The organism is Ramlibacter pallidus (assembly GCF_015070875.1).
Taxonomy (GTDB): domain Bacteria; phylum Pseudomonadota; class Gammaproteobacteria; order Burkholderiales; family Burkholderiaceae_C; genus Ramlibacter; species Ramlibacter pallidus.
This window is the reverse complement of sequence record NZ_JADDIV010000006.1, coordinates 60,631-83,683: the sequence shown is the minus strand read 5'-3', so window position 1 is coordinate 83,683 and position 23,053 is coordinate 60,631. Positions and strand designations below refer to the sequence as shown.

Genomic DNA, 23,053 nt, shown 5'->3' with positions numbered 1-23,053 from the left:
CAGTGAACGCGCAGGCCGCCCTCGCCGGACTGTGGCAGCTCGCAGGGCTGCCCGGCGAGGCGCTGGACTCCTGCACCTTCACCGGCAGCGACCCGGTCCATCCCTCATCCTTCGCCGTCGCGACGGCGGCACAGGCCACCATCGGCGCCGCGGCGCTCGCCGCCTGCGAGCTGGGACACGCGCGCGGCGTGCCGCGCCAGACCGTGTCGGTCGACGCGGCGCACGCGTCGGCGGAATGCCTGGCGTGGTTCCGCCTCGATGGCCGCGTGCCGGAGCTCTGGGACAAGTTCTCCGGCCTCTATCGCGCCCGCGACGGCTGGGTGCGCCTGCACGCCAACTTCGCGCATCACCGCGACGGCGCGCTGCGCCTGCTCGGACTGGACCCGGCGACCGCGGACCGCGCGGCAGCCGAACGCGCCATGCTCGCCTGGGACGCGCGGGAGTTCGAAACCGCCGCGGCGCATGCGGGCCTCGTCGCCTCGGCGCTGCGCACCTTCGCGCAATGGGACGCCACCGAGGCCGGCCGTGCGATCGCCGCGCAGCCCCTGATGACGATCACCCGCATCGGCGACGCCCCGCCGCGCGCGCTGCCGCCCCTCGCAGCGTCGCAGCGCCCCCTGGAAGGCGTGCGCGTGCTCGACCTCACCCGCATCCTGGCCGGTCCCGTCGGCGGCCGCGCGCTCGCGGCGTACGGGGCCGACGTCATGCTGGTCAACGCGCCGCACCTGCCGAACATCGAGGCGATCGCGGAGACCAGCCGCGGCAAGCGGTCGGCGCTGGCCGACCTGCGGACGCCGGCAGGCCGCGGCACGATGGACGGCCTGCTGCAGGAGGCGCACGTCTTCCTGCAGGGCTACCGGCCGGGAGCCTTGCAGGCGCTCGGCCACGGTCCCGCCGAACTGGCGCGGCGCCGGCCGGGCCTGGTGTACGTGTCGCTGTCCGCCTATGGCCCGCAAGGCCCCTGGCAGGACCGGCGGGGCTTCGACTCCCTGGTGCAGGCCGCCACCGGCTTCAACTTCGCGGAAGCCGAGGCCGCCGGCGACCCGGCCAAGCCGCGGCCGCTGCCCATGCAGATCCTCGACCAGGCCACCGGCTACCTGATCGCCTTCGGCGCCTCGGCGGCGCTGTGGCGCCAGCAGCGCGAAGGCGGCAGCTGGCACGTGCAGGTGTCGCTGGCGCAGACCGGGCACTGGCTGCGCGGGCTGGGCCGCATCCCCGACGGCTTCGATGCCGTGCCGCCGCCGCTGGAGCCCTTCCTCGAAACCACCGATTCCGGATTCGGCCGCCTCACCGCCGTGCGCCACAGCGCTCAGCTCGGCCGTACACCAGCAGCCTGGGTCCGTCCGTCGGCGCCCCCTGGCAGTTCGGCCGCCCGCTGGTAACTTCCTCGGCACGCGCGGGAAGGAAGCTGACAGCGGATGGCTCGCTTGGCCTGCGAACCTTGCACGGAAGAGTGCCCAAGATCGCATCATCCAATTCCGGCCGCCTGGGCGGCACGAAGGGCAAGACATGAAACTCAAACTCGCACTGCTCTGCGGCCTGCTGTTCTCGGGCGCCAACGCCATGGCCTGCTACACGGTCTACGACGGCAACAACCGCGTCGTCTATCGCGGCACCGATGCGCCGGTCGACATGAGCCTGCCGCTGCACCAGGCGGTCAGCCAGCGCTTCCCGGCCGGCTCCAGCCTGGTGTTCGACCAGGGGGCCAACTGCACGCCGGTGAGCCTCGCCCAGGTGGCGCGTCCCACCAGCGGCATGATCCCGCCCAACACGATCCGCATGGAACGCACCGGCCGCACGCTCTCGCCCTCGAGCGACGCCTCGCCCTTGCTGACCGATCGCGAAACGGCGCAGCGCAACGGCCTGCCGCACACCGTCGTGGGCGCCAGCAACATCGTGATGGTGCCGGCGCAGGCGGCCGCGCGCCTGGACCTGCCGACCTACACGGTCATCCCGGCGGACACGGCCTTGGCGCGCGCGAACGTGCCCGCCGCCCCCAACACGACGGCGATGGGCGCCGGCCCGGCCCCCGCCCGCCAGCAGACCGTGATCACCGAGATGCGCGACCCGCCGATGACCATCATCCAGCGGGGCAACAACATCTCCGTGCAGCGTTGAACCTGCGCTAGCGTGCCGGCGTGCGGTGCACCAGCACCACGCCGGCGAGGATCGCCCCCGCGCCGGCCAACGCGGCCGGCGCCATCCTGTTCCCCAGCACCAGCCAGTCGAGCAAGGCGGTGCCGGCGGGCACCAGGTAGAAGAGCGCGGTGACGTTCACCAGGTTGCCGGCCTGGATCAGGCGGTACAGCAGCAGCGTCGCGCCGACCGAGATCACCAGCGCCAGCCAGCCGACGGTGACCGCCAGCCCCACCGACCATTCGATGCGCTGCGGTGCCAGCGGCAGCAACAGCACGCACAGCGCCAGCGCCACCGCGTACTGCAGCGGCAGCACGTCCAGCGGCGATTGCTGCAGGCGTTTCTGCAGCAGCGTGCCAGCCGTGACGCAGCCGAGCGCCGCGAACGCGCACGCCAGGCCCGCTCCCGTCACCCGTGCCGCCCACAGGCTTTCCGCCACCAGCACGCACAGGCCCGTCAGCGCCACCAGCAGGCCGGCGATGCGGCCGCGCGCCAGCGGACGTTCCGTCGCCACCAGCGTGAGCACGGGCTGCACGCCGAGCAGGGTGGCGAGCAACCCGGGCGTGACGCCGAAGTCCAGCGCGAGCAGGTAGAAGACCGAGTAGCCGCCGACCAGCAGGACGCCGGTCAGCGCCACCGGGGCGAAGGTGCCCGGCCGCGGCAGCCAGCGCCGCCGGAACGCGGCCACCAGCGACAGCACCGCCAGCGCGAGCGCGAAGCGCAGGGACAGGAAGGCGAGGGCACTGGCATGCGCCAGCCCCCACTTGGCGAACAAGGCACCGCTGCTCCAGAGCAGCACGAACAGGGACGTGGGCCCGCACGCGGCGGCCACGCCGTCTCGAAGTTTCATGATGATCACACCCGTTCCGGCGGCACGCGTGGCGCGCGCCGCCTGCACACACGAAGGCCCGCCGCGCAGGCGGGAGCGTGGAAGCCTCAGCCCAGGGGCGGAGGCGGGGGTGCGAAGGGAGGCGGGTTGCAGGCAACCCGGTGGGTGTTCATGCGCGGATGATAGCGGCGCCGCGCGGGAAGGGGCGGCTCACGTGGCGCGAACCGGCCAGGCCGAAGCGCCACGGCACCTCGGCCGCCTTGCTGATGCCGATGCGCGGGCCGACGACGATGTCGTGGCGCTCCGCGGCGGCCAGCACCTCGAACGGCGCGCGGTCCAGCCGATGCCCGTTGTACGCGTGCTGGATCGCCAGCGCCTGCCCGACCCGCCCGGGTCCGGAGCAGAGCAGCCGTGGCTCGTGCAGGCCGCGGCGCTCGCACATCGTGTCCAGGCCCTGCAGCGGCTCGATCGCGCGGATCAGCACGCCGGCGCCGTGGCCTTCCTCGCGGCAGACGAAGTTCAGGCACCAGTGGATGCCATAGGAGCGGTAGACGTAGGCGCGGCCCGGCGGCCCGAACATCGCCTGGTTGCGCGCGGTCGGGCCGGAGTGGCTGTGCGACGCCGGGTCCTCCCGGTCGTAGGCTTCGGTCTCCACGATGCGGCCGCCGACGCCGTCGACCAGCAGCACCGCGCCGATCAGCGCCTTCGCGACGTCTTCGGCGTCGCCCTCGAAGTCGGCCGGCCGCAGCCGCCTAGGCATCCTCCAGCTCCTCCTCCACGTTCTCGGCCAGGAAGCCGCCGCTCTGGTGCGACCAGAGCCGGGCGTAGAGGCCGTCCTGCGCCAGCAGGGCGCGGTGGCTGCCTTCCTCGACGATGCGGCCCTGGTCCATCACGACCAGCCGGTCCAGCGCCGCGATGGTGGAGAGCCGGTGCGCGATCGCGATCACCGTCTTGCCCTGCATCAGCTCGGTCAGGCTGGCCTGGATCGCGACCTCGACCTCGGAGTCCAGCGCGCTGGTCGCTTCGTCGAGCAGCAGGATGGGCGCGTCCTTGAGCATCACGCGGGCGATGGCGATGCGCTGGCGCTGGCCGCCCGAGAGCTTGACGCCGCGTTCGCCGACGTGCGCGTCGTAGCCGGTGCGGCCCTGCGGGTCGGACAGCTGCTGGATGAAGTCGTGCGCCTGCGCGCGCTTCGCCGCCCGGACCATCTCTTCCTCGGTCGCGGTCGGCCGGCCGTACAGGATGTTGTCGCGCACCGAGCGGTGCAGCAGGGAAGTGTCCTGCGTGACCATGCCGATGTTGGCGCGCAGGCTGTCCTGCGTGACGTGCGCGATGTCCTGGCCGTCGATCAGGATGCGGCCGCCTTCGAGGTCGTAGAAGCGCAGCAGCAGGTTGACCAGCGTCGACTTGCCGGCGCCCGAGCGGCCGATCAGGCCCACCTTCTCGCCGGCCCGCACGGCGAGGGTGAAGTCCGAGATGACGGGCTGCGGCTTGCCGTACCCGAAGCGCATGGCTTCGAACCGCACCTCGCCGCGGGTGACCTGCAGCGGCTTCGCGTCCGGCGCGTCGAGCACCTGCCGCGGCCGCGTCAGGGTGGCGATGCCGTCCTGGATGGTGCCGATGTTCTCGAACAGCGAAGCCATCTCCCACATGATCCAGTGCGACATGCCGCTGATGCGCAGCGTCATCGCGGCCAGGGCGGCGACCACGCCGGCGCCCACCTGGCCCTGGCTCCACAGCCACATGCCGTAGCCGGCGGTGGTGATGATCAGCCCGACGACCAGCGTGTGGTTGACGATCTCGAAGGCGCTCACCAGCCGCATCTGGCGGTAGCCGGTGGACATGAACTCCGTCATCGCCTGCCGCGCGAAGCCGGCTTCGCGCTGGGTGTGCGAGAACAGCTTGACCGTGGAGATGTTGGTGTACGCGTCGGTGATGCGGCCGGTCATCATCGCGCGGGCGTCGGCCTGCGCCTTGCCGACCTTGCCCAGCCGCGGCACGAACCAGCTGCAGGACAGGGCGTAGAGCACCAGCCAGCCGAGGAAGGGATACATCAGCCGCACGTCGAAACTGGCCGCCAGCACCACGATGGTGATGAAGTAGACGCCGATGCCGATGATCACCTCGGTGGTCGTGAACAGCATCTCGCGCACCGCCAGCGCGGTCTGCATCACCTTGGTGGTGATGCGGCCGGCGAACTCGTCCGAGTAGAACGACAGGCTCTGGCCCAGCATCATGCGGTGGAAGTTCCAGCGCAGGCGCAGCGGGAAGTTGATGGCCAGCGTCTGGTGCTTCACGAAGGTGTGCAGGCCGACCATCGCGATGCTGCCGGCCAGCAGGGCCGTGAAGGCGATCAGGGTCCCCCGCTGGTCCTGGAACAGGGTGGCGGGTTGCGCCTTCGTGAGCCAGTCCACGACCTGGCCCAGGATGGCGAACAGCCAGGCTTCCCAGGCGGAAATGACGGCGCTCAGGATGCCCAGCGCGACGAGGTACCCGCGCAGGCCGGCGGTGCAGGCCCAGACGAAGCGGAAGAAGCTCTTCGGGAGTTCCGGGGGTTCGGATTCCGGGTAGGGGTGCAGCAGTTTTTCGAACAGCCGATACAACGAAAGACTCCAGTGATGCGTTTCCCCGTCACGGGGAGCGGGCAGTTTGAACGGAAAGCGGCAACCTTGGGGGAGGCGGGCCGGACGGCCTTGGCGGGCCCGGAAAATACTGTATAAAGAAACAGTCTTTTCGCCGCCATGACCGCCCTTGCCACCCCTGCCGAACCCACCTTCCCGCCCCAGGTCTGGCGTGGGCGGGAGCTCGCGCAGGCGCAGGAACAGACGCTCTCCACGGGCCATGCCGCGCTCGATGCACAGCTGCCCGGAAGGGGCTGGCCGTTGGGGCAGCTGGTCGAGATCCTGCAGCAAGAGGCACAGCAGCATGTCTGGCAGTTGCTGGGCCCGGCCCTGGCGTCCGCGATGCAGGCGCAGGGCGAGCCGGCGGTGCTGGTGGATCCACCTTACCAGCCTTTCGGGCCGGCCTTGCGCGCCCAGGGCATCCCCTCCGAGCAGCTGCTGTGCGTGCAGGCGCAGAAACCGTCGGCGCGCCTGTGGGCGGCCGAACAGGCGCTGCGCTGCGCCGACGTCTGCGCCGTGTTCGCCTGGCTGCCGCAGGCCCGCCAGGAAGACCTGCGGCGGCTGCACCTCATCGCGCAGTCGTCCAGCAAGCTGCTGGTCGCCTTCCGCGGCCTGTCGGCGCGCGAGCTGTCGTCGCCGGCGCGCGTGCGCCTGTTGGTGCAGGGCGGCGAGCGCCTGGAAGTCCTGGTCCTCAAGCGGCGTGGCCCGCCGCTGCTGCAGCCGCTGGTGCTGCAGGCGCAGCCGCGCAAGCTCTCCGCCCTGCTGGCCGCCCGCAAGGCGCGCCGCGGCCTCCCGGCCCCTGTCCCCATCCCCGGATCGCATGTACTGGATCGCCCTGAAACCGTCACGGGATGAGGAGGCGACGGCATGGGGATGGCGCGCCTTGCAGTTCACCCCCCGTGTCGCCCGCGTCGATGAAGCCATCCTGCTGGAGGCCGGCGCCTCGGAGCGGCTGTTCGGGGGCCGGCAGCGGCTGCTGCGCGCGCTGCTGAAGGAAACGCCCGGCCTGCAGGCCCAGGCCTGGGCCGCCGGTCCCACCGCGCTCGTCGCCTTGTCGCTGCTGCGGATGAAGCTGGCCGGGATGCCCGCGCCCGCGCAGGTGCCCGAGGACCTGCCCCTGTCCACCCTGAGCGCGGCGCGCGGGCACCTGCACACGCTGGACCGCATCGGCTGCACCACCTTCGGCGGCTTGCGCAGCCTGCCGCGCGCGGGGGTGAGCCGCCGCTTCGGTGCCGCGCTGCTGCAGGCGCTGGATGGCGCCTGGGGCGAGCGCGCCGAGCGCTATGCGTGGATCGAGCTGCCGGCCACCTTCGACCAGCGCGTGGAACTGGTGTCGCTGGCCACTTCCGCGCCCGACCTGATGACGGCGGTGCAGCACCTGCTGACGCTGCTGCAGCTGTGGCTGCAGGCGCGCAACCTGGGCGTGCTGGCGCTGGAGCTCGAATGGACGCTCGACCTGCGCCGGCTCGACGGCAAGCCGCTGCCGCCGCACGAAAGCCTGCAGCTGCGCACCGCGCAGCCGACGCAGGACACGCACCACCTGCGCCGGCTCGCGTCGGAACAGCTGGCGCGCACGCTGATCTCCGCACCGGCCAACCACCTGCGGCTGCGCACGCTGGAGACGGTGCCCTGGGGCGGCCGCACCACCAGCCTGCTGCCGGAGGACAACAAGCCCGGCGAGAAGCTGCACCAGCTGGTGGAGCGCCTGAGCGTGCGGCTCGGCGAAGCGAACGTGACCTTTCCGCAACCCTGCGCGGACCACCGCCCCGAATGCATGCAGCGCTGGATCCCGGCGCGCACCCGCGGCGCGATCGCCGCCTTGCGCCAGGCGACCGACGCGCTCTACCCGCCCTGGCTGCTGCGCGAGCCGCTCAAGCTGCAGGTGAAGGGCGACAAGCCCAGCTACCAGGGACCGCTGCAACTGCTGACGCGCGCCCGCCGGCTGGAAGCCGCCTGGTGGGACACGCAGGTCGAAGAGCCGGTGCTGCGCGACTACTTCATCGCCCGCAGCGCGTCCGCCGGCCTGCTGTGGGTGTACCGCGAGCGGCTGGCCGCCGACCAGGACCGCGCCCAGTGGTTCCTGCACGGCCTCTACGCCTGAGGGGCGCCATGTCCTGGTTGCCGGATTACGCGGAGCTGCACTGCCTCTCCAACTTCAGCTTCCAGCGTGGGGCTTCGCACCCGCAGGAGCTGGTGCAGCGCGCGCACGCCCTGGGCTACACCGCCCTGGCGATCACCGACGAATGCTCGGTGGCCGGCGTGGTGCGCGCGCATGGCGAGGCGAAGAAGCTGGGGCTGAAGCTGCTGCTGGGCGCCGAGTTCGCGCTCGATGGCTTCCGCTTGGTGGCGATCGCGCGCAACGTGCAGGGCTGGGGCAACCTGTGCGAGTTCATCACGCTCGCGCGGCGCGAAGCGCCGAAGGGGGAGTACGCCTGCAGCCGCGAGCGCAGCGATTTCCGCCTGCTGGACCAGTGCGAGGTCCTGCTGGTGCCGGAGCAGGGCCAATCCCTGGCCGACCTGTGCGAACGCGCGGAATGGGCGCTGCGGCAGTTCGGCGGCGCGGCCTGGCTGGCGGCGGAACTGCTGCTGGAAGGCGAGGACGAACTCTGGCTGCACACGCTGCAAGGCGCATCGGAGGCGATCGGCCTGCCGCTGGTGGCCGCGGGCGACGTGCACATGCATGCCCGCTCCCGCAAGCCGCTGCAGGACGTGATGACGGCGGTGCGCCTGGGCCAGCCGGTGTCGGACTGCGGTTTCGCGCTGGAGAGCAATGCGGAACGCCACCTGCGCCACCGCATGCGGCTGGCTGCGCTCTATCCGCCCGAGTTGCTGGAGCGCACGCTGGAAGTGGCCGACCGCTGCAGCTTCAGCCTGGAGGAGATCAAGTACCAGTACCCGCTGGAGACCGTCCCTGCGGGGCTCACCGCGCGGCAGGCCCTGCGCCGCTTCACCCTGGAAGGAGCACGGCAACGCTATCCGCAAGGCGTGCCCGTGCCGGTGCGACGCCAGCTGGTGCGCGAGCTGGACCTGATCTCGGATTGCGCCTACGAGATGTACTTCCTGACGGTGCACGACATCGTGCGCTTCGCGCGGGAGCAGGGCATCCTCTGCCAGGGCCGGGGCTCGGCCGCCAATTCGGCGGTGTGCTACTGCCTGGGCATCACAGCGGTCGACCCGGCGCGCTCCAACCTGCTGTTCGAACGCTTCATCAGCCGCGAGCGCAAGGAACCGCCGGACATCGACGTCGACTTCGAGCACGAGCGGCGCGAGGAGGTGATCCAGTACATCTACCGCAAGTACGGCCGCGAGCGTTCGGCGATCGCGGCGGTGGTGGCGACCTATCGGGCCCGCAGCGCCATCCGCGACGTCGGAAAGGCGCTCGGACTGCCGGAGAAGCTGGTCGATGCCTTCGCCAAGGACCACTTCTGGTTCGACGAGCGCGTGCTGCGGGTGGAAAAGCTCGGGGAGCTGGCCGCGTCCCTCGGCGTCGAGGCGCATCCGCGCAACATCGCGCTGTGGATGGAACTGGCCGAGGAGCTGATGGGATTCCCGCGGCACCTGAGCCAGCACGTGGGCGGATTCGTGCTGACGCAGGGCAAGCTGACGCGGCTGGTGCCGGTGGAGAACGCCGCGATGAAGGACCGCTCGGTGATCCAGTGGGACAAGGACGACCTCGACGAGATGGGCCTGCTGAAGGTCGACGTGCTGGCGCTGGGCATGCTCACCGCGATCCGCCGCTGCCTGGACTTCGTGGCGCTCCGGCGCGGCCGGCCGTTCACGCTCACCGACATCCCGGACAAGGACGAAGCCACCTTCGACATGATCTGCAAGGCCGACACGGTGGGCACCTTCCAGATCGAGAGCCGGGCCCAGATGTCGATGCTGCCGCGCCTGCGGCCGCGCGAGTTCTACGACCTGGTGATCGAGGTGGCGATCGTGCGGCCGGGCCCGATCCAGGGCGGGATGATCCATCCCTACCTGAAGGCGCGCGAGCGCGTGCGGCGCGGCGAGCCGGTGCTGTACGAGAGCGACGCGCTGCGCCCGGCGCTGGAGCGCACGCTCGGCATCCCGATCTTCCAGGAGCAGGTGATGCAGATCTCGATGATTGCCGCCGGCTTCTCCGCCGACGAAGCCGACCAGCTGCGGCGCTCGATGGCGGCGTGGAAGCGCAGCGGCGGCGTCCACAAGTTCCAGGACCGCCTGATCGGCGGGATGGTCGCCAACGGCTACCGGCCCGAGTTCGCCGAAAGCATCTTCCAGCAGATCCTCGGCTTCGGCGAATACGGCTTTCCCGAAAGCCATGCCTACAGCTTCGCGCTGCTGGCGTACGACAGCTGCTGGCTCAAGCGCCACGAACCGGCCTGCTTCCTCGCCGCGATGCTCAACTCGCAGCCGATGGGGTTCTATGGCCCTTCGCAGCTGATCCAGGACGCGCAGCGGCACGGGGTGGTGGTGCGGCCGCCGGACGTCTGCTGCTCGGACTGGGACTGCACGCTCGAAACGGAATCGCCGCCGGGCGATCCCTCCGTGCGGCTCGGGCTGCGCCTCGTGGGCAGCCTCGCCGAGGCCGGTGCGCAGCGCATTGTCGCGGCGCGCGCCGAACGTGCCTTCGCCAGCGTCGAGGACCTCGCGCTGCGCGCGCAGCTCGACCTGAAGGACCTCAACGCGCTGGCGTCGGCCGACGCGCTGCGCTCTCTCGCGGGGCACCGACGGCAGCAGGTGTGGGAAGCGTCGGCGCAGCAGAAGGCGCCCGGCATGCTGCGGCAGGCGCCGGTCGACGAACTGCCGCTGGAGTTGCCGGCGGCGCACGAGGGCGAGGAGATCTTCTTCGACTATGCCGCGATGGGGCTCACGCTGCGGCGCCACCCGGTGGCCCTGCTGCGCGCCAGGCTCGCGCGCATGAAGCTGCTGAGCGCCGCGCAGCTGCACGACCTGCCGCACAACCGCAAGGTCGGCGCCTGCGGCATCGTCACCGTGCGGCAGCAGCCGCAGACCGCCAACGGCACGATCTTCGTCACGATCGAGGACGAGACCGGCCCGATCAACGTCATCGTGTGGAAGCACGTGCGCGAACGGCAGCGCGACGCCCTGCTGCACGCCCGGCTGATGGCGGTGCGCGGCGTGTGGCAGCGCGACGTGGACAGCGGCGGCGAGGTGCGCCACCTGATCGCGGAGCAGCTGGAGGACCTCACGCCGCTGCTCGGCCGCCTGGGCCGGGTCGGCAGCTCGCGCGACTTCCACTGAAGGCATCCCCTACACTCGCCGGCATGCGCCATGTCCATGTCGTCCGCTACGTGACGCCGCTTCGCGAAGGCGGCTCGCTGCCGGCCATCGTCGAGGCGGACGACCTGGGGCAGTACGTGCTGAAGTTCCGGGGGGCGGGGCAGGGGCCGCGGGCCCTCATCGCCGAAGTCCTGGCCGGGCACTTCGCCGCGGCGCTCGGCCTGCGCGTGCCGGACCGCGTGTTCGCCACGCTGGATGCGAGCCTGGCGATGACCGAACCCGACCCGGAGATCCAGGACCTGATCCGCGCCAGCGCCGGCCTGAACTTCGGCATCGACTACCTGCCCGGCTCGGCGACCTTCGACCCCGCCGCCGACCCCGTAGAGCCGGAACTCGCATCGCGCATCGTCTGGTTCGACGCCTTCATCAGCAACGTGGACCGCACGGCGCGCAACAGCAACATGCTGATGTGGCACGACGCGCTCTGGCTGATCGACCACGGCGCGGCCCTCTACTTCCACCACAACTGGGACGGAAGCACCGCCGCGGCGGCCTCGCGCTTCCCGATGGTGCGCGACCACGTGCTGCTGCCGCGCGCTTCCCTGCTGCAGGAGGTCGACGCTTCCTCGCGCGAACGCATCGCCGCCGCGATCGGTGACGCGGTGGGCCTGCTCCCGGACGCATGGCTGGCCCCGTCGGAGCTGGGACCCCCCGACGCCGTGCGTTCCGCCTACCGCGGCTATTTCGAGCAGCGGCTGCGCGAACGCGGCTTCCTCGAGGAGGCGCTCGATGCGCGCCGCTGAACGCTACGACTACGCCGTCGTGCGCGTCGTCCCCCGCGTCGACCGGGGCGAGTTCGTCAACGCCGGCATCCTGCTGTGCGCCGCCACTTCCAACTGGATCGCCGCGCGCATGGAACTGGACGAAGGCAAGCTGCGCTGCATGGACCCCACCGCCGACGTCGCGATGGCGCGGCGACACCTCGATGCGATCACCGCCATCTGCGCGGGCACCGCGACGCACCCGATCGCCCTGCAGCCCGCGCGGCCGCGCTTCCACTGGCTGACCGCGCAGCGCAGCACGATCATCCAGATGTCGCCGGTGCACTGCGGGCTGTCGAACGACCTCGAGCAGACGCTCGCGCACCTGTTCGAGCGACTGGTCAGCACCCCGCGCGAGCGCACCCCGCGGCGCGACGGCTAGCGCTCAGCGCGCCAGTCCCCGCAGGAAGCGCTCGATGGCCGCGTTCACCGGTGCGGGATGCGTCACCGGGCCCATGTGGCCCAGCCCTTCGAAGGTCTCCACCTGCACCCTCGGCAGCACCGCCTCGAGGATACGCGACACGCCCCGTGCCGAAGCGGTGGTCCGGCTGCCGCGCAACAGCAGCACGGGGACCTCGAGGCGCGCGAAGTCGCTCGCCGTCGCCGGCTCCTGCATCAGGGCATGCGCCCAGCGCCGGACCTTGGCGACCGAGGGGCCGACAGCGGCCTGGCGGTCGGGTGGCATGGCGTCCCAGGTGCCCGCACCGCTCCAGTAGTCGATGAACGAGCGCGCAGCGTCCTCCGGATCTCCCCGGTCCAGCGCCGCCGCCGCCGCCATCACCGCGGCCTTGATGCCGTCGGCGTCGTTCGGCGGCGGGGACTCCGCGTCCACCAGGGCGAACAGCGTCGGCTCGTAGAGCGCGAGCGCGCGCAACCTGCCGCCCAGTCCCAGCGCCGCTTTCAGGGCGACCGCCGCGCCGTACGAGTGCCCGACGAGGACCAGTCCGTCGCCGGCCTCGGCCAGCACGGGCGCGATGAGCGCCACTTCGTCGTCGAGCCGGATCCGATGGTCCGACGGCCATTCGGGGCTGCGGCCGCAGCCGTACAGGTCCGGCGCCAGCACGCGGAACGACGGCGCGAGCGTGTCCATCAACCCTCGCCATTGGGCCGAACTGCTCGCGTTCGCGTGCAGGCACACCACGCCGGGACCCTGCCCGGCAGCGCGGAACCAGGCCTGCGGCCGTGCGCGGGAAGCTTCTTCGATGCGGTCCATGGCGGGGATTGTTCCGCAACGGCGTCGTCCTGCGCCGTGCCGTGCGTCCGCATTCCTTGCCTCACCGTCCGGGGGCGCCGCGGCGCGGTGTGCATTCCTCCGCAGGGCGGACGCACGGCGCCAAAACGCGGACGCGGCGCAATTGCCGCGCGCGTGGCCGGCTTCAACAATCCGCCTCCCCGCCGCAGAGGCCCCGGCGGCCCTCCCCCACACGGGCCATGAACCCCACCATCGAGAGAGAGCACCATGCAAGTTTCCACTCCCGCGAACCCCTACGCCCGCACCATCGCGCAGTCGCGCCGCATCCGCTGGGACATCGACGCCGACGTGATCCGTGGTCGCTCCTTCGACCATGGCAAGACCTTCCTGCCCGCCGGCCTCTCGCTGGCCGACGAGCTCGGCTTCCTGCAGCCGGGCGACGCGCGCCTGCTGTCGCAGGTGCAGGGCCGCACCTACGCGAACCTCTTCGGCGTGATCGAGCGCTACATCGGCGCCAAGACGCTGGACCTCGGACGGGGCCATTCGCTGGGCGACCAGGTCGCGGTGGAGGCGCTGGTGCGCATGGCGGACGAGGAGCTGAAGCACCAGGAGATGTTCCGCCGCCTCGAGGAGCTGATGGCGCCTGCCATGCCGCCCGGCTACCGCGTCGTCGCCGAGCCGAACGCCGTCGCCCAGGTGGTGCTTTCCAAGGGAGACTGGTCCATCCTCGCGCTCACGCTGTGCATCGAGCTGTTCACGCTCGCGCACTACCGCGCCAGCATCGCGCCCCGCGAGGACCTCTGCCCCTTGTGGCGGGACGTCTTCCATTTCCATGCGCGCGAGGAGGCGCAGCACGCGGTGCTGGACGAAGTGGAGTTCCTGCGCGAGGACGCGCGCTCCAGCCAGGCAGGCCGCGATGCCGGCGTGTCGGACCTGATCGCGCTGGTCGGCGCGCTGGACGGCATCCTGCAGGGGCAGGCCGCGGCCGACACGGAATACTTCCTGGCGAATGCCGGCCGCCGGTACGACGCGCGCCAGCGCGCGCAGGTCGGCGAGCAGGTGCTCAAGGCGTACCGCTGGCAGTACATCGTCTCCGGCGTGTCGGAGCCGCGCTTCCAGAAGGTGCTGTTCGGCGTGGTCGGCGAGGCGAACGCGGCCCGGCTGGCCGAGGCCCTGGGACCCCTGAGCTACGCCGCGCCAGCCCATCCGGACGCCGACCCCGGTCCCGCCATCCACTGATCGGGGGAGTTGACGGCGGCCGGGATGCGGGCGTAAATTGAACGGATGGATAAATCGAACGTTCAATCTACCCGGCGCACCGCGAAGTCCCCGGGCCGGCGCGCGAAAACCGTGCCGGCGTCCCCTCGCGGCCCGCGCAGCGATGGCGCGAGCACCCGCGCGGCCATCCTCGCCGCCACGCGGCGCCGCCTCGTCGAGCAGGGTTACGCGAACCTGAACGTGCGCGACATCGCGCGGGACGCCGGCGTCAACCACGCGCTCATCGGCTATCACTTCAACGGCAAGCAGCAGCTGGTGCTGGCCGTGCTGGACGAGGCGAACGCGCAGCTGCTCGGGCGGCAGACGCGGATGTACGGCGATGCGACCAGCGCCTCGCAGATCTGGCGGCAGGCCTGCGACTTCTACGAGGAGGACCTGGCGTCCGGCTTCGTGAAGCTCCTGATGGAGCTGATGGGCGCGAGCTTCCACGACGAGGCGCTGCGCCGCGAGTTCACGCCGCGCCTGCTGGCCTGGCAGAGCCTGATCGAAGGGGCGGTCGATGCGTTCCTGGCCGAGTCGCGCCTGTCGCTGCCCGTCTCCGGCCGTGCGATCTCCGCCTGGATCACCTGGTTCTGGATGGGCATGGAAGCCAGCATGGCGCTGGAAATCCCGGAGGAGCAGGGCCACCAGCGCGAAGCCGTCGCGGCGATGGCCGAGTTGCTGCAGCGGGTCGAGGCGGCCGTGGCCACGCCCGCGCGTGCACGGAGGAAAGCATGAATCCGCAGGGACTGCCGCGGCGGCTGCAGCTCGCGGCCGGTGCGATGCCGGAACCCGGCACGCTGCCGAAGCCGTACCCCTACGAAACCGTCGAGCCCGTGCACGAAGGCTTCGTCGAACGCGACGGCGTGCGCACCTGGCATGCGCAGTTCGGCGAGAGGGGTCCCTGGCTCGTGTTCTCGCCGATCTACCAGATCGCCAACAGCCACATGCTGCGCGGCGTCGCCCCGTGGCTGTCGCAGCATTTCCGGGTCGTGGTGATGGACCTGCGCGGCAACGGCCGCTCGGACCGGCCGCAAACCGCCGATGCGTACACCTTCGACCACTACTACGCCGACCTGCTGGCCGTGGTCGATCGGCTGGCGATCGACCGCCTCGCCATCGTCGGCATCTCCGCCACCGCCATGGCTGCCATCCGGCTGGCGGCGGAGCAGCCGCAGCGCGTGTCGCACCTCGTGTGCGCCGGCGGCTGGGTCGACATGACCTTGCGCACCGGTGCGGCGCGCGAGGCGGCGGAACTGGCGCTGGCGAAGATGCGCAACAACTGGCCGGGGTTCCTCGACGGCTTCTTCGGTGCCGCCTTCAGCGAGCCGCACTCGACCAAGCCCTACGAGGACGCGGTGCTGCGCAACGGCGGGGCCAGCGACGGAACCACCGTCGCGCTGGGGCGCAACGGCTGGCTCGGGACCGACGTGCGGGCGGCGGCGGCGCGGGTGCGCTGCCCGACACTGGTACTGCACGGGGACCAGGACAAGATCGTCCCGTTCGCGCAGGCGGAGACGATCGCCGCGGCCGTCCCGGGCGCGCAGCTCGTCACCATCGGGGGCGGCGGACACCTGTTGAACGCGCGCGACCCGGTCGCCTTCGCGCGCCGCGTGCGCGATTTCGTCGGTGCGGCGCCCGCCCGTTCGACCTGGGTGCGGGGCATGGCCCGCAAGCCGAAGGCGTTGTTCCTCTCCAGCGCCATCGGCCTCGGCCACGTGCAGCGCGACCTGGCGATCGCGCGCGAGCTGCGCAAGGCGCAGCCGGACCTGCAGGTCGACTGGTTCACCGTGCACCCGGCATCCGCCTACCTCGAGCGCGAAGGCGAACGCTTGCACCCGGCCTGTGGCCGGCTGGCCAACGAGAGCCGGCACTTCGAACGCCGTGCCGGCGAGCACGACCTGCAGGCCTTCTTCGCCCTGCGCACCATGGACGAAGTGATGGCGCGCAACTTCCTCGTGTTCTGCGACGTGCTGCGCGAGGAGCACTACGACATCGTGATCGGAGACGAAGCCTGGGAGGTGGACTACCATTACCACGAGAACCCGGAGCTCAAGCGCCAGCCCTTCGTGTTCCTCACGGATTTCGTGGGCTGCCTGCCGATGGAAGAGGGCAACGAGCGCGAGGCGTTCCTGTGCGCGGACCGCAATGCCGACGACATCGAGCACGTGGCGCGCTATCCCTGGATCCGCGACCGCGCGATCTTCGTCGGCAACGAGGAGGACGTGCCCCAGCTGCCGTTCGGCCCCGGCCTGCCCGACATCAGGGAATGGACGCGGCGCAACTTCGCGTTCACCGGCTACGCGCTGCCCTTCGATCCCGCCTCGCTCGCAGACACCGAGGCGCTGCGTGTGCGTCACGGCTACCGGCGCGACGAGAAGCTGATGATCGCCGCGGTGGGCGGTACCTCGGTCGGTGCGCCGTTGCTGCGCCGGATCGCCGACGCCTTCCCGCTCATGAAGAAGCAGGAGCCGGGGCTGCGCATGGTGCTCGTCGCCGGGCCGCGCGTCCCGCGCGACGCGCTGCCGGCGCACGAAGGCCTGGACGTGCTGCCGTACGTGCACAACCTGTTCGAACACCTCGCCTGCGCCGACCTGGCGCTGGTGCAAGGCGGACTGAGCACCTGCATGGAGCTGGTGGCGACCCGCCGCCCGTTCCTGCGCTTTCCGCTCGAACGGCATTTCGAGCAGTGCATCCACGTCACGCAACGCATGCACAACTACTGCGCCGACTGTACCGTGCGCTTGCGCGAGCTCGGCGAGCGTGAGCTCGCGGAGCGGGCGCTCCGGACGATGCATTCGCCGGTGGACTACAAGCCGGTGGAGACCGACGGGGCCGCCCGGGCGGCGCAGCAGATCCTGGAAGTGATGCGCAATCGCCATTGGGCGGCGGCTTGACGCGGACTTCCCGCACCGCGATGGACGCTTTCGCCGAAGCCCTGTCCGCCCTCCGCCTCGACCACGCGGAGTTCCGGCGCGTCGAGATCGCCCCGGAAGAAGTCCGTGTCGCCGCGGGCGCCTCGGGCCGTGACGGTCTGCAGACGCTCGTGGGCTACCAGGTGTGCACCGGGACCTGCGTGCTCGAGCGTGCAGGTTCGCCGGACCTGGTGCTGGCGCCCGGCACCTTCGTGGTCCTGGCGCACGGCGAGCCCCACGGCCTGCGCTGCACGATCGCCTGCTGCAGCCTCGTGGCGGTGCGCTTCGGCGTCGAGACGTCGTCCGCGCCGTGGCTGCTGCCGGTCCTGCCCGCCCTGGTGCGCGGCGAGGCCACCGCCTGCCTGCAGGCGGTGCAGTCGGCGGCCCTCGCCTGGATCCCCCGCGCCGAGGCCGGGGTCCCGGGCGCGGACGCCGTGCTGCGGCGCATGGCCGAAGCCTGGCTGGTGCAGGCGATCGGCCTGCTGGCGGAGGCCGAGCCCGACCTGCGCCGCCGGTTCGCCGCGGCCAGCGACGAGATCGTGCAGCGTTGCCTTGCCTTGATGCACGGCCGCCCGGCGGCGCCGTGGACGCTGCCGATGCTGGCCCGGGAGGTCCACACCTCCCGCACCGTGCTGGCGGAGCGCTTCGCCGCGGTGGTGGGCGAGCCTCCGATCAGCCATCTCACCCGCTGCCGGCTGGGCGCCGCGGCGCGCATGCTGCGCCAGACGTCGTGGTCGCTCGCGCGGATCGCGGAGGCCGTGGGCTACCAGTCGGAACCGGCGTTCTGCCGTGCATTCCGGCGGCAGTTCGGGGCGCCGCCGGCGACGTGGCGGCGCCAGGCCGCCGCGGCCTGACGTCGCGCCGTCAGAAGGCCTTCCAGCCGTTCGACCCCTCGGCGCCGCCCGCCGCCGGCGCCACCGCCCATGCGGGCTGCGCCTCCGTCCGCGGTGCCGCGGGCTTGAAGCGGATCGGCGCCACCGGGCTGCTCGGCGCCGCGGGCCGCTGCAGGTGCGGTGCCACCGCGTTCCCGAGCTGGAACCGCGACACCGCCTTCAGCAGCGAGGAGGCCTGCTCCTTCATCGATTCGGTGGCGGCCGTGGCCTCTTCCACCAGCGATGCGTTCTGCTGCACCACTTGGTCCATCTGCGTCACCGCGGAATTGACCTGGCCGATGCCGTTGCTCTGTTCCTGGCTGGCGGCGGCGATCTCGGAGACCAGGTCGCTCACGCGCTTCACGGAGGTGACGATCTCCTCCATGGTCTGGCCGGCGGCGTCGACCAGGCGGGTGCCCTGGTCGACCTTCTCGACGGAGTCTCCGATCAGGCCCTTGATCTCCTTGGCGGCGGCGGCGCTGCGCTGCGCCAGGTTGCGCACTTCGGCGGCGACGACCGCGAAGCCGCGGCCCTGCTCGCCGGCACGCGCGGCTTCGACCGCGGCATTCAGCGCCAGGATGTTGGTCTGGAAGGCGATGCCGTCGATCACGCCGATGATGTCGGAGATCTTGCGCGAGGATTCGGAGATGCCGGACATCGTGCGGACCACTTCCCCCACCACCTCGCCGCCCTTGCGGGCGACGCCGGAGGCGCCGACCGCGAGTTCGCTCGCCTGCCGCGCGTTGTCGGCGTTCTGCAGGACGGTGGAGGCGAATTCCTCCATCGAGCTCGCCGTCTCCTCCAGCGTGCTCGCCTGCATCTCGGTGCGCTGCGACAGCTCGCGGTTGCCCTGGGCGATCTGGCCGCTGGCATCGGCGACGCTGCCCGCGCCACCGACCACCTCGCTCACCACGGTGCGCAGGCTGTCGCGCATCTGCTTCATCTCCCACAGCAGGCTCGAGGTGTCGCCATGGCGCACTTCCACATCGGCCGCGAGGTCGCCGCGCGCGATGTTCGACGCGACCTGCTTCGCATAGGCCGGCTCCCCGCCCAGCTGGCGGCGCAGGCCGGCGATGAAGCCGAACGCCAGCACGATGCCCATGACGAGGGCCGCCGAGGCGACCACCAGCATGAGCATGCGCGTCGCCTCCAGCTCCTTCAGGCCCGCGGCGTGGTTCTCGGCGCCCACCTTCTGCTGCAGTTCGATGAGGTCGGCGAAGGCCTTCACCGTCGCGGCACCGAAGGGCGTCGTCGTCGCGGCGCGCCACTCCTTGGCCTCGTCGAATTTCCCGGCGCCGTACAGCTCGAACCACCGCGGCCGCGCCGCGATGTACTTCGCGTAGACCTCCTGCAGGCCCTTGAGCGCCTTCTGTTCGTCTTCGCTCGGGCTGCTCGCCGCATAGGACGTCAGCGACTTGTCGATGGCGGCGTAGAGCTTCGGCTCGTCGGCGACGATCTTCTTGCGTCCCTCCTCGTCGCCGATCATGAATTGCGGAAAGCCGTAGCGCAGTTGCCAGAGGGCGCTCTGCGCCTCGGCGAGCGCCACGGCGCCCGCGGTGCTGTCGCGCGCCGCCTTCGCGCGGTGCTCGGACTGCACGCTCTCCACCCACGCGACCAGCCCGCTGGCCAGGACCAGCAGCACCATGAGCGCGAAGCCGATGCCGAGTTGCGTTGCGATGCGAAGGTTCTTCAAGGTCTGCTCCACGAACGATGTGATTTCCCTTCTATTAACAACGCGTTACAGGTTGTCAGGTTCACAGCTTTTGGCGCTTGCCCCCTCCGGACGGACCTGCGGCCACCGGTCGCGGACGGGCGGCCGGCACCGTGAGAAGCGCACGCGGCGGCGGCGCCACGCGCGGCGGGGGCGGGAAGGCGACTGCTTACGAAGGACCTACTGCTGCACCGCGTTGTGCGGCAGGTGCAGCAGCAGCCGGATCAGTTCCGGCTGGCGGTTGGTGGCCGTCTTCTGGTAGATCGACCGCAGCTGCTTGCGCACGGTTTCGTGCTGCGTCCCCTGCGCCTGCGCGATCTGCTTGAGCGACAGGCCTTCGGCCAGCAGCGTCGCGATGCGGCATTCCGCCGGCGTGAGCCCGAACACCGCGTAGAGCAGGCCCGAATCGATCGCGGGAGCGGACCGCGGGTGGTAGAACAGCAGCATGACCACCGGCCGCAGCCCGAAGGTGCCCAGGGCGGCCTGCGGCGAGAGAACCGTGAAGAAGGCGTAGACGGATTCCCTCCCGCCTTCCTCCTGCAGCTGCAGCGATGCGAACTGGCTGGCCTGCGACGCAGCTTGCGCCTGCGCGTGCGGCCCCATCTTCAGCGACTGCTCCAGCTCGGCGCAACGACGCAACAGCGCATCCAGCTGTCGCCGCGGCAGCTGGAGGCGGCCCGCCTCCACCCGCACGATGGACGTGGACCGCAGCAGGTCCTGCGCCGCCTCGTTGGTGTGGATCACGTCGCCGCCGGGCGTCATGAGGATCACCGGCTGGCGCAGCTTGTTCACCAGCAGGTGGCCCACCAGGGCCTGGCTCGAATAGACGAAGTTCTGGATGCCGATCCGGCAGGCGCGGCGCAGGTGCGGCATCAGTCGCTCGAGGAAGGCATGGCGGTCGGTGGACAGGGGGCCCTCGGCCTGTCCGGTCAGCGTGACGAAGATGACCGTCGCATCGGGCGTGTCGGCAAGCTTGCAGCCGCTCATGTAGCGGCGGTCGTAGGGGATCAGGAACTCCTGGTAGAACGGGTGCCGCGCAACCTCGTCGTCCGTGAGGATCTCGTGGCAGTGCGTCCATTCGCCGAGCGGCCGCTCCAGGATGACGGGCAGCCGCGGATCGATGAAGCGGTAGTGCTGCATGTACGCCAGCTCGCCCTGCACCGGCAGGTTGGCGCCATCGCTGTACGACAGGGTGCCGTGGCGCTTGTCGAGCGCCAGCATGTGGATGGACTTCACGTCCAGCGCGGCCTGCAGTTCCTGGTAGAGGGCCTTCCAGCGCCCGGGGTCCTCGGCGGCCTCGTAGACGAGGCCGATGAACTTCTGGAACGACTGCTCTGACAAATCCATGGAACTGCTGTACTTCTGTGTCCCCGCGGGGAGCCTCGGCCGGCTAGTCTAAGCAACCGGCCGCGCCGGCGCGATCATTCGGACGGATGAGCAACTGTGGCGCGCGAGTGGTGTGAACTGGCGACACCGTCGCGTCCAGGCAAGAACTTTCGTCTTCAGTGCTGCGTAAACTGCTCATCCGTCGACGTCACACGCTGATACATTTGTTCTTTTCAGCGAGGAGTGACATGAAAGCAGTACGTACGGTTGCCCTTCTGGCCAGCGCAGCGGCCGCCATGGGCGCCATGGCGCAGCAGCCCGCGCCGGCCGCCGGCAAGTCCGCGGGGCCGAAGTTCAACCTGGTCGTGGCGATGCCCAAGACCTACGGCAAGACCGAGACCATGCAGATCTGGGGCGGGTACTTCTCGCACCTGGGGCAGTGCGCCAACGTGACGCTGCGCAACCAGTTCGGCGACTCGCTGGAGCAGTCCACCAACGTCGACGTGCTGGCGGAGAAGGACCTCGTGGACGCGGTGAAGACCGGCAAGGCGCACCTCGCGCAGGTCAACCCTGGCCTGGTCCCGCAGCTGGTGGCCGCGGGCCAGCCGGCGCCGTTCGCCGTGCCGGGCAACAAGGCCAGCAACAAGCCGAACTCGTACAACCTGATCCTGATCACCCGGACCGACGCGCCGTACCGCGCGCCGAAGGACCTGGTGGGCAAGAAGATCGCGCACACGACGCCGACCTCCAACTCCGGCAACCTCGCGCCGCGCGCGCTGTTCCCGGCGCTGGGCCTGCAGCCCGAGAAGAACTACGAGGTGGTGTTCTCCGGCGGCCACGAGCGCTCGGCCGTCGGCGTGATGCACGGCTTCTACGACGGCGCCGCGGTGGCCAGCGACCTGTTCCAGCGCATGGTGGTCAAGGGCGACATCCGCCAGTCCAGCGTGCGCGTGGTGTGGACCAGCCCGCCGTTCATGACCGAGAGCTGGATCATGACCAAGGAAGTGCCCGCCGACGTGCAGGCGCGCGTGCGCAGCTGCACCTTCAGCTACAAGTTCCCCGCCCCGCTGCAGAAGCTGCTGCCCGGCAACGACGTGTTCCTGCCGGTGAACTACGAGCGCGACTTCGCGACGGTGCTGGAGGTCTACTCCAAGTCGCAGTCGGTGGCCAAGTAAGGCCCCGTCCTCACGCGGGAGCGGCGGCCGCCGTCTCCCGCAGCAGCCACTGGCGGAACTGCGCCATCGCGGGCGACGGCGCGCGCGAGTGCAGCCGCGTGATCCAGTAGCGGCCGGTCCGTGCTTCGGCCGCGAACGGCCGCACCAGCCGGCCCGCGTCCACTTCATGCTGGAACAGGCGTGCCGGGAGCAGGGCGACGCCTGCACCCTGCGCCGCGGCCGCCGCCAGGGCCAGCGACGCATCGAACACCGGCCCCCGCAGCGTCGGGGGCTGCGCATCGCAGCCGGCGGCCGCGAACCACGCGCGCCATTCGTCGTTGCGGTAGGAGCGCAGCAGCGTCTGCCGCAGCAGGTCTTCGGGGCGGGACAGGCGCGCGGCGATCGTCGCGCTGCACATCGGGGTGAGCGGCGCATCGAGCAACGGCTCCGCATGCGTGCCGTGCCAGGTGCCGTCGCCGAACCGGATGGCGAAGTCGAGACCTTCGCCGGCGAGGTCGACCTTGTTGTTGTGCGTCATCAGCTTCAGGTCCACGAACGGGTGTTCGCGGTGGAAGCTTTCCAGGCGCGGCATCAGCCATCCCACCGTGAAGGTCGCCACGGCCGCGACCGTCAACGGCTCGCGCCAGGTGCCGCCGCGGAACTGGTCCAGGATCGTCACCAGCCGGCCGAACGAATCCGACAGCCGCGGCAGCAGCGCCTGGCCTTCGTCCGTCAGCGCCAGGCCGCGCGGCAAGCGCCGGAACAGCTGCACGCCCAGGCGTGCCTCGAGGTTGCGCACCTGCGCGCTGACCGCGGCCTGCGTGACGTTCAGCTCCGCGCCGGCCCGCGTGAAGCTCAGGTGCCGGGCCGCGGCTTCGAAGGCGCGCAGCGCGTTCAGGGGCAAGGTCATGCCCCAGATTTTCTTGGATTTCCCGCGCGAAATCTTCGTTTGCGAAGGCGGTGCACCCGTCGATAAAGTCGCGCCGCCTTCAACGG

19 protein-coding genes are annotated in these 23,053 nt (G+C 70.9%); 12 read left to right on the top strand and 7 right to left on the bottom strand.

The features are described 5' to 3' along the window. Positions 1–2: 2 nt before the first annotated feature. Together IM787_RS19990 and IM787_RS19985 are read left to right on the top strand one after the other, a co-directional pair. Positions 3–1,382, top strand: coding sequence for a CoA transferase (locus IM787_RS19990; RefSeq protein ID WP_193678486.1), 1,380 nt, complete (start codon positions 3–5; stop codon positions 1,380–1,382). Between the two features lie 127 nt (positions 1,383–1,509). Next, the gene (locus IM787_RS19985) at positions 1,510–2,118 is read left to right on the top strand and encodes a hypothetical protein (RefSeq protein WP_193678485.1); all 609 of its coding nucleotides are present in this window, start codon (positions 1,510–1,512) and stop codon (positions 2,116–2,118) included. A 7-nt stretch (positions 2,119–2,125) separates the two neighbouring features. Here IM787_RS19985 and IM787_RS19980 read toward each other — a convergent pair whose 3' ends face one another. The 3 genes from IM787_RS19980 to IM787_RS19970 form a co-directional block, all read right to left on the bottom strand. Further along, positions 2,126–2,986, bottom strand: coding sequence for a DMT family transporter (locus tag IM787_RS19980; protein ID WP_193678484.1), 861 nt, complete (start codon positions 2,984–2,986; stop codon positions 2,126–2,128). 148 nt (positions 2,987–3,134) lie between these two features. Further along, positions 3,135–3,725, bottom strand: coding sequence for a DNA-3-methyladenine glycosylase (locus IM787_RS19975; protein WP_193678483.1), 591 nt, complete (start codon positions 3,723–3,725; stop codon positions 3,135–3,137). Then, a complete protein-coding gene (locus IM787_RS19970) occupies positions 3,718–5,568 on the bottom strand; it encodes an ABC transporter ATP-binding protein (RefSeq protein WP_193678482.1) in 1,851 nt (616 codons plus the stop codon). Before IM787_RS19970 ends, IM787_RS19975 begins: the two co-directional genes overlap by 8 nt. 138 nt (positions 5,569–5,706) lie before the next feature. Between IM787_RS19970 and imuA the strand changes: the two genes are divergently transcribed. Genes imuA through IM787_RS19945 form a run of 5 tightly spaced genes read left to right on the top strand, consistent with a single transcriptional unit; the run spans position 5,707 to position 12,012 of the window. Beyond that, the gene (gene imuA, locus IM787_RS19965) at positions 5,707–6,441 is read left to right on the top strand and encodes a translesion DNA synthesis-associated protein ImuA (protein ID WP_193678481.1); all 735 of its coding nucleotides are present in this window, start codon (positions 5,707–5,709) and stop codon (positions 6,439–6,441) included. 28 nt (positions 6,442–6,469) lie between these two features. Next, on the top strand, positions 6,470–7,687 hold the full coding sequence (locus tag IM787_RS19960; protein WP_227494532.1) for a DNA polymerase Y subunit UmuC family protein: 1,218 nt from the start codon (positions 6,470–6,472) through the stop codon (positions 7,685–7,687). Positions 7,688–7,695: 8 nt separating this feature from the next. Continuing rightward, positions 7,696–10,830, top strand: coding sequence for an error-prone DNA polymerase (locus tag IM787_RS19955; RefSeq protein ID WP_193678479.1), 3,135 nt, complete (start codon positions 7,696–7,698; stop codon positions 10,828–10,830). 23 nt (positions 10,831–10,853) lie between these two features. Continuing rightward, positions 10,854–11,612: a HipA family kinase gene (locus IM787_RS19950; RefSeq protein WP_193678478.1), complete on the top strand. Its 759-nt coding sequence runs from the start codon at positions 10,854–10,856 to the stop codon at positions 11,610–11,612. Beyond that, positions 11,599–12,012, top strand: coding sequence for a DUF3037 domain-containing protein (locus tag IM787_RS19945; RefSeq protein WP_193678477.1), 414 nt, complete (start codon positions 11,599–11,601; stop codon positions 12,010–12,012). Before IM787_RS19950 ends, IM787_RS19945 begins: the two co-directional genes overlap by 14 nt. Before the next feature lie 3 nt (positions 12,013–12,015). On the opposite strand, the gene IM787_RS19940 is transcribed toward IM787_RS19945, so the two are convergent. Continuing rightward, complete coding sequence (locus IM787_RS19940) at positions 12,016–12,843, bottom strand: alpha/beta fold hydrolase (protein WP_193678476.1); 828 nt, start codon at positions 12,841–12,843, stop codon at positions 12,016–12,018. A gap of 246 nt (positions 12,844–13,089) precedes the next feature. Between IM787_RS19940 and IM787_RS19935 the strand changes: the two genes are divergently transcribed. The 4 genes from IM787_RS19935 (at position 13,090) to IM787_RS19920 (ending at position 17,848) form a co-directional block, all read left to right on the top strand. After that, positions 13,090–14,061, top strand: a complete 972-nt coding sequence (locus IM787_RS19935) for a diiron oxygenase (protein WP_193678475.1) — start codon at positions 13,090–13,092, stop codon at positions 14,059–14,061. Between the two features lie 111 nt (positions 14,062–14,172). Further along, positions 14,173–14,817: a TetR/AcrR family transcriptional regulator gene (locus IM787_RS19930; RefSeq protein ID WP_193678474.1), complete on the top strand. Its 645-nt coding sequence runs from the start codon at positions 14,173–14,175 to the stop codon at positions 14,815–14,817. After that, entirely contained in the window at positions 14,814–16,976 is a 2,163-nt protein-coding gene (locus tag IM787_RS19925) for an alpha/beta hydrolase (RefSeq protein WP_193678473.1), read from the top strand. Before IM787_RS19930 ends, IM787_RS19925 begins: the two co-directional genes overlap by 4 nt. Then, positions 16,973–17,848: an AraC family transcriptional regulator gene (locus IM787_RS19920; RefSeq protein WP_193678472.1), complete on the top strand. Its 876-nt coding sequence runs from the start codon at positions 16,973–16,975 to the stop codon at positions 17,846–17,848. Before IM787_RS19925 ends, IM787_RS19920 begins: the two co-directional genes overlap by 4 nt. 10 nt (positions 17,849–17,858) lie before the next feature. Here IM787_RS19920 and IM787_RS21730 read toward each other — a convergent pair whose 3' ends face one another. Both IM787_RS21730 and IM787_RS19910 read right to left on the bottom strand, forming a co-directional pair. After that, positions 17,859–19,559: a methyl-accepting chemotaxis protein gene (locus IM787_RS21730; RefSeq protein WP_193678471.1), complete on the bottom strand. Its 1,701-nt coding sequence runs from the start codon at positions 19,557–19,559 to the stop codon at positions 17,859–17,861. 198 nt (positions 19,560–19,757) lie between these two features. After that, complete coding sequence (locus IM787_RS19910; RefSeq protein WP_193678470.1) at positions 19,758–20,924, bottom strand: helix-turn-helix transcriptional regulator; 1,167 nt, start codon at positions 20,922–20,924, stop codon at positions 19,758–19,760. 227 nt (positions 20,925–21,151) lie between these two features. Between IM787_RS19910 and phnD the strand changes: the two genes are divergently transcribed. Continuing rightward, on the top strand, positions 21,152–22,078 hold the full coding sequence (phnD, locus tag IM787_RS19905) for a phosphate/phosphite/phosphonate ABC transporter substrate-binding protein (protein WP_193678469.1): 927 nt from the start codon (positions 21,152–21,154) through the stop codon (positions 22,076–22,078). A gap of 10 nt (positions 22,079–22,088) precedes the next feature. Here phnD and gcvA read toward each other — a convergent pair whose 3' ends face one another. Beyond that, on the bottom strand, positions 22,089–22,967 hold the full coding sequence (gcvA, locus tag IM787_RS19900; protein WP_193678468.1) for a transcriptional regulator GcvA: 879 nt from the start codon (positions 22,965–22,967) through the stop codon (positions 22,089–22,091). Positions 22,968–23,053 lie beyond the last annotated feature (86 nt).

Bases quoted from the DNA above. Each gene is read 5' to 3' on its own strand.
- IM787_RS19985 (WP_193678485.1), top strand. From the start codon at position 1,510: ATGAAACTCAAACTCGCACTGCTCTGCGGCCTGCTGTTCTCGGGCGCC.
- IM787_RS19980 (WP_193678484.1), bottom strand. From the start codon at position 2,986: ATGAAACTTCGAGACGGCGTGGCCGCCGCGTGCGGGCCCACGTCCCTG.
- IM787_RS19975 (WP_193678483.1), bottom strand. From the start codon at position 3,725: ATGCCTAGGCGGCTGCGGCCGGCCGACTTCGAGGGCGACGCCGAAGAC.
- imuA (WP_193678481.1), top strand. From the start codon at position 5,707: ATGACCGCCCTTGCCACCCCTGCCGAACCCACCTTCCCGCCCCAGGTC.
- IM787_RS19955 (WP_193678479.1), top strand. From the start codon at position 7,696: ATGTCCTGGTTGCCGGATTACGCGGAGCTGCACTGCCTCTCCAACTTC.
- IM787_RS19950 (WP_193678478.1), top strand. From the start codon at position 10,854: ATGCGCCATGTCCATGTCGTCCGCTACGTGACGCCGCTTCGCGAAGGC.
- IM787_RS19945 (WP_193678477.1), top strand. From the start codon at position 11,599: ATGCGCGCCGCTGAACGCTACGACTACGCCGTCGTGCGCGTCGTCCCC.
- IM787_RS19940 (WP_193678476.1), bottom strand. From the start codon at position 12,843: ATGGACCGCATCGAAGAAGCTTCCCGCGCACGGCCGCAGGCCTGGTTC.
- IM787_RS19935 (WP_193678475.1), top strand. From the start codon at position 13,090: ATGCAAGTTTCCACTCCCGCGAACCCCTACGCCCGCACCATCGCGCAG.
- IM787_RS19925 (WP_193678473.1), top strand. From the start codon at position 14,814: ATGAATCCGCAGGGACTGCCGCGGCGGCTGCAGCTCGCGGCCGGTGCG.
- IM787_RS19910 (WP_193678470.1), bottom strand. From the start codon at position 20,924: ATGGATTTGTCAGAGCAGTCGTTCCAGAAGTTCATCGGCCTCGTCTAC.
- phnD (WP_193678469.1), top strand. From the start codon at position 21,152: ATGAAAGCAGTACGTACGGTTGCCCTTCTGGCCAGCGCAGCGGCCGCC.
- gcvA (WP_193678468.1), bottom strand. From the start codon at position 22,967: ATGACCTTGCCCCTGAACGCGCTGCGCGCCTTCGAAGCCGCGGCCCGG.